Origin of the sequence: Pseudalkalibacillus sp. R45 (assembly GCF_052246725.1) — a bacterium.
Classification (GTDB): Bacteria; Bacillota; Bacilli; order Bacillales; family Fictibacillaceae; genus Pseudalkalibacillus.
Genome location: NZ_JBQQCL010000029.1, coordinates 20,263 through 34,043 on the forward strand (window position 1 = coordinate 20,263; position 13,781 = coordinate 34,043).

A 13,781-nucleotide genomic window follows, 5' to 3' on the forward strand; every position below is an offset into this window, starting at 1 on the left:
AACGTTTAGGGCAATTGGAGGAATGAGTATGAAAAAGCAATTTGCTGTAATTGGGCTAGGACGGTTCGGGGGTAGCATCTGCCGTTCATTAAGTAATAATGATATGGAAGTACTGGCAATTGATATTGATGAAGATCGTGTCAATGAGTTTTCTTCGATTGCTACCCACGCCGTGATTGCGGATACGACTGATGAGAGTGTCCTCAAAAGCTTAGGGATCAGGAATTTCGATCATGTCATCGTTGCAATTGGTGACAATATTCAGGCGAGCATTCTGACAACATTGATTTTAAAAGAACTTGGTGTTACTCATATTACTGTGAAAGCGCAAAACGATTACCATGAAAAAGTAGTCCGTAAAATCGGTGCAGATCGAATCGTCCATCCTGAACGAGACATGGGACAGAGGATCGCGCACAACATCATGTCCAATAATGTCCTGGATTACCTGGAATTGTCCGACCAGCATAGCATTGTAGAATTGATAGCAAGCCAGAAAATGCATGACAGGACATTGATTGAACTCGATGTCCGCGCGAACTATGGATGTAACGTGGTAGCGATCAAGCGAGACGAAGAGATCATTGTATCACCGCAAGCGACCCAAACAATCGTTGAAGGAGATATCTTGATCGTAATCGGAGCCGATAACGATATAAGCCGATTAGAAAAGAATCTATTGATGGATTGAGTGAAAACCTGATTTCAACGCATGTTGAGGTCAGGTTTTTTATGCTCTTGATATTTTTTGGGAGAATTTATTTAGAAGAGTCTACAGTCCAAGAAAATTACTGCAAGGCTGTCCGAATTCAAGCGAACTTCGGACAGCGGAGCGAAAAAATAACGTGAGTCTGTCCGAACCTGGAGCAACTTCGGACAGCGGAGCGAAAAAAGAGCGTGAGCCTGGCCGAACCTGGAGCAATTTCGGACAGAGAAGCGAAATTTGCGACACTCCTGCGGGAACAGCTAGCCAGACAAGACCCCACACTCTTTTAAAGGTTCTTCGACTAAAGCTACCATTTCCATTGTTGAACGGCGAAGCAGCACGTCCTGTGCATGTGAGGAGGCTTGCGGATCGGCCTCGTAAAGGTAGTGAATTTCGCGAAAATTCGTATAACAAAGCATAAAAAAAAGCGATCCAATAAAGGATCGCTCTTTTGAAAATCAGATTTCCATGATGATTGGTAAAATCATTGGGCGACGTTTTGTCTTTTCATATAAGAAAGGAGCAAGTACGTCTGTGATTTCATTTTTGATTTCAGACCATTGTGTCGTTTTACGTTCCATCATGCCATTCAAGTGTTTAGATAGTATCCCTTGAGCATCATTGATCAAGTCTTCAGATTCACGCATATATACGAATCCTCGAGAAATGATGTCTGGTCCAGATACGATATTGAACTCTTTCATGTTGATGCTGACAACGACAACAACAAGACCTTCTTCAGAAAGAATTTTTCTATCACGTAGAACGATATTTCCAATATCACCGATTCCATTTCCGTCAACGTAGACCGAACCGGATGGGATTTTACCAGCAATTGAAGCTTCATTTTCACTCAACGCAAGAACTTCACCATTATCCATAATGAAACAGTTATTTTCTTCAACTTCACAGTCGATCGCAAGTTTTGTGTGCATCTTCAACATACGGTACTCACCATGGATCGGCATGAAGTATTTCGGTTTCATTAGACGGAGCATAAGTTTTTGTTCTTGTTGTCCGCCATGTCCAGAAGTATGGATGTCATTCAATGATCCAGCAATCACATTTGCACCTGCGCGATGCAGCTGGTTGATTATACGACTTACACTTAGTGTGTTTCCTGGGATGGGAGAAGAAGAGAAAACAACTGTATCTCCAGGAATGATTTGAATCTGACGATGAGTACCATTGGCGATTCTGGATAACGCTGCCATTGGTTCACCCTGGCTTCCTGTACATAAGATCGTCACTTCGTTATCAGGAAGACGGTTGATTTGGTTCGCATCAATAAACGTATCTTTAGGGGCCCGGATGTAACCAAGCTCCTGACCGATCGCAATAGATGAATCCATGCTTCGTCCGAAAACAGCCACTTTACGGTTATGTTGAACAGACGCTTCAACAACTTGCTGTAACCGGTGAATGTTCGATGCGAAAGTCGCAAAGATGATCCGACCATCTTCTTTGCGGAAAATATCCTGGATGCTTTCTCCCACACGGCTTTCTGACATTGTAAAACCAGGTACTTCACTGTTTGTACTGTCTGAAAGCAGACATAGAACACCTTCTTGGCCGATTTGAGCCATTTTGTTCAAGTTTGCTGCTTCTCCAACTGGTGTAAAATCGAACTTGAAATCTCCAGTGTGAACAATGTTCCCTGGAGGAGTCTTGACGACGATTCCATATGAATCAGGGATGGAATGAGTCGTTCTGAAAAACGTTACAGATGTTTTACGGAACTTGATGACGTCATCCTCTTGGATTTCATATAGTTTTGCTCTGCGAAGAAGACCATGTTCTTCCAATTTGTTCTTGATCAAGCCCAGTGCTAGTTTTCCGCCATAAATCGGTATATTGATTTGGCGTAGTAGATAAGGAATCCCGCCGATATGATCTTCGTGTCCGTGAGTAATGAATAAACCTTTGATCTTATCGACATTTTTGACGAGGTAAGTGTAATCAGGAATGACGTAGTCAATACCTAAAAGCTCGTCTTCAGGGAATTTGATTCCAGCGTCTACCAGAATGATTTCATCTTGAAACTGAATCCCATACGTGTTTTTACCAATTTCGTCAAGTCCGCCTAATGCGAACACTGCTGTTTGATGATTTTTTACGAATTTCATGTGTTATCTTGTCTCCAATTCAAAATCTTCAGATTGCTGTTCGTATTCCAGATGTGATCCTGTCACTTCTTGAACAAATTCAATATTATAATTCCGATCAGCTAGGAATGAACGAACTGCTTGTACGGAGTCTGCTTCAACATAGAGGCTTTTCGTTTCTTCACGGACTGTTACCTCTTGAAGGTTCTCCTGATAAAATACTTTGTAAATCATGCTTAACTCTCCTTACCGTTTTCAATTAGAATCATCTTCGTATATTATAAATGAATTCTATTGGATTTTCATGTTTTTTTGATTCGATTATGCAATTAGGGAGAAGGTGCCTATGTAAAAAAGGTATCTGAATACATAAGATACCAAATTAATCTCATCAAAACAAATATTGAAAATATCAAAGCATCGGTACACGTTGTTTCAAACCGAATAAGTCTTTCCATCTGTTTTTGATCTGATCTCTTAATTTTTTCATCCGATCCATACCTCCTTACTGAAAAAATTTATCCTCAATGAACATGAAAATTTTTCGAGGCTCCTTCATGAGCAACTCGTATCCAAATTTCCCAATTGTGGTGTTATACTTAGTATGGAGTATCAGAGTGATAATTTATCGAGGTAATTAGTGGTATAGATTGGGCACAGTTTCATACTGGCTGTAAGAAAAAGGTGAAAAAGATGAAATTATATGCTGCATTAGTCACTTTAAGTTTAATTTGGGGAATGTCTTTTTATTTCATCAAGGTACTGGTTGAAGATCTTGGACCATGGGGAATCGTGTTCGTCAGATGTACGCTTGGGGCACTGACCTTGTTGTTCATCATCCTTATAAAGAGAAAAGGGTTGTCCCTAAAAGTACTACCATGGAAAGCCTTATTATTAGTTGGATTGTTGAATGCACTCTTACCCTGGGGATTGATCGCGATTAGTGAAACCAGGATTTCGAGCAGTATGGCTTCGATTGTCAATGCAACTACACCAATCTGGACGAGTGTCATTGGTGTATTGTTGTTTTCAATCACCTTGAAATTCAAGCAATGGATGGGTATTATTGTAGGGTTCATCGGTATTTTGGTATTGATTGATTTGAATGTGACACAGCTAATCAACGAAGATCTGATCGGAATGGGGACGATGATAGCCGCTACGCTTTGCTATGGTTATTGTTCGCAATTTACAAAGAGACATCTACAAGGTGTTAGTGTTATGATGATATCGTTGATCACTTTAATTACAGGTGCGATCGGCAGTTTGGCGATCATGGGTGTGACCGGATCCATTTTCAGCCTTAATCAAGTTGCATCTTGGAGTGCACTCATTGCAATCGTAGGGCTTGGGGTGTTCGGCTCCGGATTAGCATATTTATTATTTTACTATATGATACAAAAGGGAAGTGCAGAGTTCGCCACTTTCGTTACGTATCTTGTACCCATCACAGCGATGTTCTGGGGATGGTTCCTCTTGGATGAACACATACCGGCACACGCGATACTCGGCTTAGTATTGATTTTAGGTGGGGTGTATCTTTCGACAAGAAAGACTGTTAAAAACGAACCGCTTGCAGCTAGTGCAATAAACAGCAAGAATAAAGGGGTATTGTATGACAAATAAAATCGTATTTTTCGATATAGATGGAACTTTATTGGATCATCAAAAGAAAATTCCACCAGGTACGATGCTTGCGATAAAAGAACTCCAGGAGCGTAATGTACCTATTGCGATTGCAACAGGCAGAGCTCCATTCATGTTCCATTATTTACTTGAAGAACTTGGGATCAATGGATTTATCAGTTTCAATGGACAATATGTTTCATACGAAAACCAGAGTGTTTACGAAAATCCGCTTGATGAGACATTTTTACACGAATTGGTGATACGTTCAAAAGAACATGACCATCCTATGGTATTCTTGAATACTGAAACAGGGAGAACGACACACGATGCTCACCCGCATGTCCAGAAATCGATGGACGATTTGAAACTTGTCCATCCACAACATGATCCGGAATTCTATAGAGGACGTAAGATTTTCCAAGCATTACTGTATTGTGAAACTGGAGAGAAAGAAAAACTTTATCGTAATACGTACAATGATTTCAATTTCATCCGATGGCACCAGTATTCGATGGATGTATTGCCCAAAACGGGATCGAAAGCGATCGGGATCGAAAAAATGATTGCTCATCTTGGTTATCATCAAGAAGATGTTGTAGCATTCGGTGACGGTCTGAATGACCTTGAAATGCTAGAGTTCGCCGGCACAGGAATTGCGATGGGCAATAGTAAAGAAGCGGCTAAACGAGCAGCGGACTTTGTAACGAAGGAAGTCGATAATGATGGCATACGTCATGGATTGATGAAAATAGGACTACTTTAATATTTAGGATGTAAAAAGGCGGATCCACTGCGGATCCGCCTTTTCTCTTCGTTTAAATATTATCTTCCAATAGATATGCCATCCGGTCTTTCGAATGGGTTATCTTTGTTGATATGGTCATAGAACATTACACCGTTCAGATGGTCGATTTCATGTTGGAAAACGATTGATGGCAGACCTTTCAGCCGTAGCTCGATTTCTTCACCGTTAATATCAACGCCTTTGACTTTCACCTTAAAATACCTGGGTACGAAGCCAGGGACATCCCGATCTACTGAAAGGCAACCTTCGCCACCCTCCAAATATGATTTTTGAACCGAATGGCTCATAATACGCGGATTGAATAAAGCATAATCATATAATTGACCATCCTCATCTTCAACTAAAACTGCAATCATCCGTTTGCTTAATCCGATTTGGGGTGCAGCAAGACCGATACCAGGACGAAGGTTATATTTGGCACTCAGTTCTGGGTCCTGGCTTTTCACTAGAAAATCGCGCATTTTCTGTAATGTATCTTTATCCTCTTCTGAAGGAGGTATGGCAACATTTTCAGCACGTTCTCGAAGAATCGAATCTCCTTCTCTTACAACATCATTCATTGTCAACATAAATCAAATTCCACTCCTTAAGCTAACTGTCTCATTTGTAATTACGATCGTTAAAGCACTGTATTAATTTTAACACAACTTGCTTTTTTCACGTAAAGAAAGCGATAAATTGTTTTGCTTTCGTGATCAATGTATAACTAAGCCTTATTAAAGGCTGTTTTCGCAAACTTTGATGCTCTTGCACTTAAAGAAAGTATAAAATACTTTCTTCAGTATAAGGGCAACTAAGGCTCGACCTACAAAAGGCTTGGTCTCGCCAAGTTTTCTTTAAAAGTCGTTGATTTCCGCTCCAGGATGCTCGCTTTCCGCGGGGCGTGCGGTGAGCCCACTCGTCGCCTTGCGACATTGAATGGTCTCACCTGTCCCGCTGATCCCGCAGGACAAGGAAAGCTTCGGCAGCGTTACATCGCACGAAGAAAATGCGATTTTCATTTTCGAGGAGTCTCGCACCTTGCTCTCCAATCAACTTGCACAAGGTGATTTTGTAAAATGACTCAAAAGCAACAATCTTTTAGAAAAGAGCCTTTTTAAAAGAATATGTACCTGTTTACGAAGCTGTTCTAAATCGATTGAACCAGACATAATGTACTAATAAGTTTGTCAGATATAATTTATCTTGTATAGGTTTCCAGAAACGTATATCATAAATAACTAGAGAGAGGGATAGGGGGAGCAATATTGTACATCAAGAACTATTTATTTTTCATTTGTTTCTGTTTATTGGTAATGGTCGCTTCCGGCTGTACGATTGGGGAGTCTGCGTCTGAAAAAATTTATGAACATCTGGAGAAGACGGTCTCATTAGAAGCTGGTTTTGCTGAAGTGCAAGAGCCGCTTATCGAGGCTGAAGAGAAAGAACAACAACTATTCAATGAAATGCTTGGATTGAGCATGAAAGAAATAGATCAAATTCGCAAAATGGCTGATGAAGCCGCTGGTCTGGCAGATTCCAGAGAAGAATTGATCAACAAAGAAAAAGAAAGCATTGAAGCTGCATACGATGAATTCAAATCAGTGAACAGTTTTGTGGACGAACTGGATGAAGAGCCGTTAAAGAAGCAAGCAGATGCTCTTGTAAAAACGATGAAACAGCGCTATGAAAGCTACAATGAGTTAAATAAGGTGTATGTTGAAGCGCTCAACATGGATCGCAAATTATATGAAATGATGAAAAAGGAAGACTTGGCAATTGAAGACTTGAAATCTTTTACGGAAGAACTCAACAAAAAATATGAGGAAGTTCTTCAATCTCAAGATACTTTCAATAATTTAACGGATCAATATAATGATGAGAAAAAAGCTTTTTATAAAGAAGCAGGTTTCAGTACATCGGAGAAGAATGAAGCCTGATCGAAATAAATATATTTAAATAAACTTTTCAATAAAGCTGGCCAGTACGATATGGTCCGCTTTTTTCTTTTTGGCTTGAACCAAACAAAGAGTTGTTTTTTCTGTGTTGGTTCACACATGAGGTGTCGAACATTGTGTCGAAACCGCTATCAAAGCTTGATGAGTACAGGTTATGAAGGATGATTTCTTACTATAATTTTTTCCGGGGTTGTATTAATACAGAGGGTTCATCTATACTAATACAGTTTCGGGTTTTTGTGAATTGGTGAGCACTATAAATCACCAGTTAAATTAAGTTAAATCAATAAGATTGACGTATTTTTAACTTGTAGTGTACACTAGAAAATGTGTTAAGTTGTACTACTGTCATTTCAGCTTAAACTAGTACAGATTTCTGTCTCTTCGGATCGTGAAGTAGTTTGAGAGGATTGACGATTATTGAACCTTGAATAAGGGTAAAACATGATGTAGTCGTAATGTTAAAGCATAATGATACATCCAACAAATAGAAGAGAATTAGACATGCTTTATGTCAAAAGTGGACAATCTAAGTATTGTGTATATAATTGTCTGGCTTTCGAATTTTGACACATCATATTAATTTTTAAGTATGAAAGGAAGAGGTGACCTTCATGGGTACAAAAACCCTAACACAAATCGAAGAGGAATTTGAAACATTCCAAATTCTGAATGAGGAAGGCGAAATCGTTAATGAGGATGCTATGCCTGACTTGTCAGACGAAGATTTACAAGAATTGATGACACGTATGGTGTATACAAGAATTTGGGACCAACGTGCGATTTCCCTTAATAGACAAGGACGTCTTGGATTCTATGCACCAGTTGCGGGTCAAGAAGCATCTATGCTTGGAAGCCAGTATGCACTGGACAAAGAAGACTTCATTCTTCCAGGTTATCGTGATGTTCCACAAATCGTGTATCACGGCCTACCTTTATACCAGGCATTCTTGTTCTCACGTGGACATTTCCAGGGGAACCAGATTCCAGAAGGCGTAAACGTCATTTCACCGCAAATCATCATCGGTGCACAAATTACGCAAACGGCAGGTGTTGCACTCGGACTTAAGAAGCGTGGAAAGAAAAACATCGCTATCACGTATACAGGAGACGGTGGAGCTTCACAAGGTGACTTCTACGAAGGAATCAACTTTGCAGGTGCGTACAACGCTCCAGCTGTATTCGTCGTTCAAAACAACCGTTTTGCGATTTCTGTTCCTGTTGAAAAGCAATCTGCTGCAAAAACAATTGCACAGAAGGCAGTTGCTGCAGGGATCCATGGCGTACAGGTTGACGGGATGGATGTACTTGCTGTTTACGCTGTTACCCAACAAGCTCGCGAACGTGCAGTAAATGAAGAAGGTCCAACATTGATCGAGACACTTACTTATCGTTACGGACCACATACGATGGCTGGGGACGATCCAACAAGATACCGTACAGAAGACATGGATAACGAATGGGAAAAGAAAGATCCATTAGTTCGTTTCCGTAAGTATCTTGAAAGCAAGGATTTATGGTCAGAAGAGAAAGAAAATGAAGTTGTTGACAAAGCGAAAGAAGATATTAAAGCTGCGATCAAAAAAGCAGACGAAGCACCGAAGCAAAAGGTGACGGATCTAATTGATATCATGTATGAAGAGCTTCCGAAAAATTTACAGGAGCAAATGGAAGAATATAAGGAAAAGGAGTCGAAGTAAGCGATGGCCCAAATGACGATGATTCAAGCGATCACTGATGCGATGCGCATTGAACTTAAAAATGATGAAAACGTTCTGGTCTTCGGTGAAGATGTCGGCCAAAATGGCGGCGTATTCCGTGCTACTGAAGGCCTGCAAAAAGAATTCGGGGAAGATCGCGTCTTTGATACCCCGCTTGCCGAGTCAGGGATTGGTGGTCTTTCAATTGGTTTAGCATTGCAAGGATACCGTCCTGTACCTGAAATCCAATTCTTCGGATTCGTTTTTGAAGTAATGGATGCTATTTCTGGACAAATGGCACGTTTGAGATACCGTTCAGGTGGTGTCTACAATGCACCAATTACAATTCGTTCTCCTTTTGGTGGAGGCGTTAAAACACCAGAACTTCACGCAGACAGCTTAGAAGGACTTATGGCGCAGCAGCCAGGATTGAAAGTCATAATCCCATCAACTCCTTATGATGCAAAAGGACTTCTGATTTCTGCAATCCGTGACAATGACCCGGTCATTTTCTTAGAACATATGAAGCTATATCGTTCTTTCAGAGATGAAGTTCCTGAAGAAGAGTATACAGTTGAAATTGGAAAAGCAGATGTGAAACGAGAAGGAAAAGACATCACAATCATTACTTATGGTGCAATGGTGCATTCTTCTCTAAAAGCTGCTGAAGAACTTGAAAAAGAAGATATCGAGGCAGAAGTGATCGACTTGCGTACGGTAAGTCCGATCGACGTTGATACAATCATCGAGTCTGTAAACAAGACCGGCCGCGCCATAGTCGTACAAGAAGCACAAAAGCAAGCTGGTATAGCTGCAAGTGTCGTAGCGGAAATCAATGACAGAGCGATTCTTTCATTAGAAGCTCCAGTACTGCGTGTAACTGCACCAGATACAGTGTTCCCGTTCTCTGCTGCTGAAGATGTTTGGCTTCCGGATTATAAAGACATTATGGAAAAAGCGAAGCAAGTTATCAACTTTTAATAGGACAGAAGTAAACTCCAAACTCACTATATAGAAAACAAGGAGGCGAACCCTGTGGCGTTTGAATTTAAACTGCCAGATATCGGTGAAGGTATCCATGAAGGTGAAATCGTAAAATGGTTTGTCAAAAAAGGCGACGAAATCAAAGAAGATGATATTCTTCTTGAAGTACAAAACGATAAAGCAGTAGTAGAAATTCCTTCACCTGTTGATGGAACGGTAAACGATATTAAGGTTGACGAAGGAACAGTTGCGGTTGTTGGTGATGTACTTGTAACAATCGATGCTGAAGGTTATGAAGGCGACAGCGAAGAAACAGATGCTGAACAACCAAAAGCGGATGAAGATAAGAAGCCTGAAGCAGATGAAGCGAAAAAAGAGGATGACAAGAAAGACGATAAAGAAGAAGAGTCGAAAGAAACAAAAGAAACGAGGAAAGAAGACTCTGATTCTGAAGATGATGATCCGACTAGCCGTGTTAAGGCGATGCCATCAGTTCGGAAGTATGCTCGTGAAAAAGACGTCAACATCAAGAAAGTAAGCGGTTCTGGCAAGGACGGCCGTATCCTTAAAGAAGATATCGATGCATATCTTGACGGTGGACAAGATACTGCTGATGTTGAAGAACCAACAGCTGAAGCGAAAGAAGATCAACAAACAGAAGAAAAAGCGAAACCTGCTGCAGCAACTTCAGATCAAGCAGAAACCCGCGAAAAACTTAAAGGCATGAGAAAAGCGATTGCTAAAGCGATGGTCAACTCTAAGCATACGGCACCTCACGTTACACATATGGATGAGATTGTCGTTACGGATCTTGTAGCACATCGCAAGCAATTCAAAGAGCTTGCTTCTGAAAAAGGAATCAAACTCACTTACTTGCCTTATGTTGTCAAGGCGTTAGTTTCAGCACTTCGCGAATACCCGATCTTGAATGCATCAATTGACGATGAAAATGAAGAAATCGTTCACAAGCATTACTACAATATCGGAATTGCTGCAGATACAGATGCGGGACTAGTCGTGCCTGTCATCAAAGACGCAGACCGCAAATCCATCTTCTCATTATCCAATGAGATCAATGAACTTGCGAAGAAAGCTCGAGATGGTAAACTTTCTGGGGATGAAATGAAAGGCAGCACATGTACGATTTCCAATCTTGGTTCTGCTGGTGGACAATGGTTCACACCGATCATCAACCACCCAGATGCAGCAATCCTTGGTGTCGGACGTATCCAAGAAAAGCCTGTTGTTGAAAATGGTGAGATCGTAGCAGCCCCTGTATTGGCGCTATCAATCAGTTATGACCACCGCTTAGTTGATGGCGTTACTGCACAAAATGCGTTAAATCATGTCAAACGACTCTTGAACGACCCACAACTATTGATAATGGAGGCGTAAAAATGGTAGTAGGCGATTTTGCAGAAGAAATAGATACACTGGTCATTGGTTCAGGCCCGGGAGGATATGTCGCAGCAATCCGTGCTGCTCAAATGGGGCAAAAAGTAACGATCGTTGAAAAGGGCGATATCGGCGGGGTTTGTCTCAACGTCGGTTGTATCCCTTCTAAAGCGGTCATTCACGCAAGTCATAGATTCGAACTTGCACAACATTCGGATGATATGGGGATCACTGCTGAAAATGTAAAAGTAGACATGGGAAAAGTCCAAGAATGGAAAGCCAGTATCGTTAAGAAACTGACTGGCGGAGTAGAAGGTCTTTTGAAAGGGAATAAAGTTGAAATCGTAAAAGGTGAAGCTTATTTCTCTGATACGAATACAGTTCGTGTAACGAAAGACGAATACACTTCACAAACCTACAAATTCAAAAATTGTATCCTTGCTACAGGATCTAGCCCGATTGAGCTTCCTTCTTTCAAGTGGAGTGACCGAGTCATCTCCTCGACTGGTGCTTTAGCATTGAATGAAGTACCGAAAAAGATGGTTGTCATCGGGGGAGGATACATTGGCATCGAACTTGGTACAGCTTACGCAAACCTTGGTACTGAAGTGACGATCCTTGAAGGTGGTAAAACGATCCTTCCAGGCTTCGAAAAGCAAATGAGTACGCTTGTATCACGCCGTCTTAAGAAAAAAGGCGTTGAAATCATCACGAATGCGATGGCGAAAGGCGTTGAAGAATCTAAGGATGGTGCCAAAGTTACTGCCGAAGTGAAAGGTGAAGAAAAATCATTCGATGCGGATTACGTATTAGTAACAGTCGGTCGTAAACCGAACACTGAAGAACTTGGTCTTGAGCAAATCGGTGTCAAGCTGGATGATAAAGGGCTTATCGAAGTGGACAAGCAATGTAAAACTTCGGTTGATGGACTTTATGCGATCGGTGACATCGTCCCTGGTCCTGCTCTTGCTCACAAAGCATCTTATGAAGGTAAGGTAGCTGCAGAAGCTATTTCTGGTGAAGCTGCAGAAATTGACTATCTTGCCATTCCTGCGGTCGTCTTCAGTGATCCTGAACTTGCAAGTGTCGGGTATTCTGAAGCAGAAGCGAAGGATGCTGGATTTGACGTACAAGCTTCTAAATTCCCATTCGGGGCAAATGGACGCGCATTATCATTGAATGATGCTGAAGGGTTCATGAAACTCATCACTCGTAAAGAGGATGGTCTTGTCATCGGTGCGCAAATTGCAGGTCCTAATGCTTCTGATATGATTGCAGAGCTTGGTCTAGCCATTGAAGCTGGAATGACTGCTGAGGATATTGCATTGACGATCCATGCCCATCCAACACTTGGTGAAATCACGATGGAAGCAGCAGAAGTCGCTATCGGACTTCCTGTACACATCGTAAAATAAAGCTCTACAAAAAACTGCTGGAAGGATCCAGCAGTTTTTGTATCGTGGGACTCGCTTGGCTAGCTCCTGAAGGAGTGCCGTCATTCAAGATTTCCAAACCAATAAAAATAAGCGAATAAAAAAGGCTGGCATTTGCCGGCCTTTTAGTGTGAATAAACTGTATCTAACTTTTTCTTGATTTCCTCAACTTGTTTCTTCCCCTCAAGTCTGACGATTTCATCTTTCCCATCAAAAACGATGACTGTTGGAAATTTGGATACATTGTAATAATCAGCGATCTGTTTATTCTGTTTCTTTATGATTTTGATGGAATTCAATTTTTGTGGGTAGTCCTTTTGTAGTTCTAGTAGGGCATCATAATATATCTTTTCTTCTGCTTGGTTTGTTTTTGATGAAAATAGAATCGTATTGATTTCGTCTGTTTCCAAGTCAACAGGGAGATGTCCATATTCCGGTATGAACTGACAGCTGCTCAGTAATGCAAGAATGGAAAGTAAGGGTATAGAAAGAAATCCAACTGTTCGAACATTCATGGAGTTCACTTCTTTCTTTTTGTATTACAGTGTTGACGTGAAAGCAACATTTGAGTTGATTTTATCATGAAAAACTGTCGAATTATGAATCGTAAATGAATTGTTACAGAATTGATAAGTAGCGGGAGGGGGATTTCAAGTCGTAACATGCTTGTAATCTACATATGATTAGTTGTAGAAGTTGTCTTAGGGGGAGTGTCGATGTATACCATTCTTGTGTTATCTTCAGTACAGATGATCATATGGAGCATCTATGCTCTCGTTACTTATTTATCCCACCAAGATCCATCGATTTTCGAATATATACTACTCATCGTTTTTTGTTATTTTGGCTATTTATTTGGTGTATATCTAAGTAGTCCGAAGTTCTATTCATGCCTATCAAGTGTTCTAGGTGCAGTATCATTTCTCTTATTCCGTTATTTGATGATGGCTTTTTGAATAATAAATGAAGGCTGTTTTCGCAAACTTTGTTGCTCTTGCACTTAAAGAAAGTATAAAATACTTTCTTCAGTATAAGGGCAACTAAGGCTCGACCTACAAAAGGCTTGGTCTCGCCAAGTTTTCTTTAA

General features: G+C 40.8%; 14 protein-coding genes. 10 read left to right on the forward strand and 4 right to left on the reverse strand.

Going from position 1 to position 13,781, the window contains the following annotated elements; all coding sequences use genetic code 11:
• The first annotated feature begins 28 nt into the window (after positions 1-28).
• Positions 29-691, forward strand: coding sequence for a potassium channel family protein (locus ACTWQL_RS23655; protein ID WP_443144817.1), 663 nt, complete (start codon positions 29-31; stop codon positions 689-691).
• 473 nt (positions 692-1,164) lie between these two features.
• Here ACTWQL_RS23655 and rnjA read toward each other — a convergent pair whose 3' ends face one another.
• Positions 1,165-2,832: a ribonuclease J1 gene (gene rnjA, locus ACTWQL_RS23660; protein WP_443144818.1), complete on the reverse strand. Its 1,668-nt coding sequence runs from the start codon at positions 2,830-2,832 to the stop codon at positions 1,165-1,167.
• A gap of 3 nt (positions 2,833-2,835) precedes the next feature.
• Entirely contained in the window at positions 2,836-3,045 is a 210-nt protein-coding gene (locus ACTWQL_RS23665; protein WP_221563960.1) for a DNA-dependent RNA polymerase subunit epsilon, read from the reverse strand.
• Positions 3,046-3,504: 459 nt separating this feature from the next.
• On the opposite strand from ACTWQL_RS23665, the gene ACTWQL_RS23670 reads away from it, so the two are divergent.
• Complete coding sequence (locus ACTWQL_RS23670; RefSeq protein ID WP_443144819.1) at positions 3,505-4,437, forward strand: DMT family transporter; 933 nt, start codon at positions 3,505-3,507, stop codon at positions 4,435-4,437.
• A complete protein-coding gene (locus ACTWQL_RS23675; RefSeq protein ID WP_443144820.1) occupies positions 4,427-5,203 on the forward strand; it encodes a Cof-type HAD-IIB family hydrolase in 777 nt (258 codons plus the stop codon). The genes ACTWQL_RS23670 and ACTWQL_RS23675 overlap by 11 nt, the downstream gene beginning before the upstream one ends.
• Positions 5,204-5,262: 59 nt before the next feature.
• Here ACTWQL_RS23675 and def read toward each other — a convergent pair whose 3' ends face one another.
• Entirely contained in the window at positions 5,263-5,814 is a 552-nt protein-coding gene (gene def, locus ACTWQL_RS23680) for a peptide deformylase (RefSeq protein ID WP_443144821.1), read from the reverse strand.
• A 349-nt stretch (positions 5,815-6,163) separates the two neighbouring features.
• Here def and ACTWQL_RS23685 point away from each other — a divergent pair, with 349 nt between their 5' ends.
• The 6 genes from ACTWQL_RS23685 to lpdA all read left to right on the forward strand — a co-directional run bounded on the left by ACTWQL_RS23685 (position 6,164) and on the right by lpdA (position 12,676).
• Positions 6,164-6,307: a hypothetical protein gene (locus ACTWQL_RS23685; protein WP_443144822.1), complete on the forward strand. Its 144-nt coding sequence runs from the start codon at positions 6,164-6,166 to the stop codon at positions 6,305-6,307.
• 185 nt (positions 6,308-6,492) lie between these two features.
• Entirely contained in the window at positions 6,493-7,164 is a 672-nt protein-coding gene (locus ACTWQL_RS23690; protein ID WP_443144823.1) for a YkyA family protein, read from the forward strand.
• Between the two features lie 632 nt (positions 7,165-7,796).
• A complete protein-coding gene (gene pdhA, locus ACTWQL_RS23695) occupies positions 7,797-8,882 on the forward strand; it encodes a pyruvate dehydrogenase (acetyl-transferring) E1 component subunit alpha (RefSeq protein WP_443144824.1) in 1,086 nt (361 codons plus the stop codon).
• A gap of 3 nt (positions 8,883-8,885) precedes the next feature.
• Positions 8,886-9,863, forward strand: coding sequence for an alpha-ketoacid dehydrogenase subunit beta (locus ACTWQL_RS23700; protein WP_443144825.1), 978 nt, complete (start codon positions 8,886-8,888; stop codon positions 9,861-9,863).
• Between the two features lie 54 nt (positions 9,864-9,917).
• Entirely contained in the window at positions 9,918-11,261 is a 1,344-nt protein-coding gene (locus tag ACTWQL_RS23705; protein WP_443144826.1) for a dihydrolipoamide acetyltransferase family protein, read from the forward strand.
• Between the two features lie 2 nt (positions 11,262-11,263).
• Positions 11,264-12,676, forward strand: coding sequence for a dihydrolipoyl dehydrogenase (gene lpdA, locus ACTWQL_RS23710; RefSeq protein WP_443144827.1), 1,413 nt, complete (start codon positions 11,264-11,266; stop codon positions 12,674-12,676).
• Positions 12,677-12,819: 143 nt separating this feature from the next.
• Here the strand turns inward: lpdA and ACTWQL_RS23715 are convergent, their stop codons facing one another.
• The gene (locus tag ACTWQL_RS23715; protein ID WP_443144830.1) at positions 12,820-13,209 is read right to left on the reverse strand and encodes a thioredoxin fold domain-containing protein; all 390 of its coding nucleotides are present in this window, start codon (positions 13,207-13,209) and stop codon (positions 12,820-12,822) included.
• Positions 13,210-13,410: 201 nt separating this feature from the next.
• Here ACTWQL_RS23715 and ACTWQL_RS23720 point away from each other — a divergent pair, with 201 nt between their 5' ends.
• Positions 13,411-13,650, forward strand: a complete 240-nt coding sequence (locus ACTWQL_RS23720) for a hypothetical protein (RefSeq protein ID WP_443144828.1) — start codon at positions 13,411-13,413, stop codon at positions 13,648-13,650.
• Positions 13,651-13,781 lie beyond the last annotated feature (131 nt).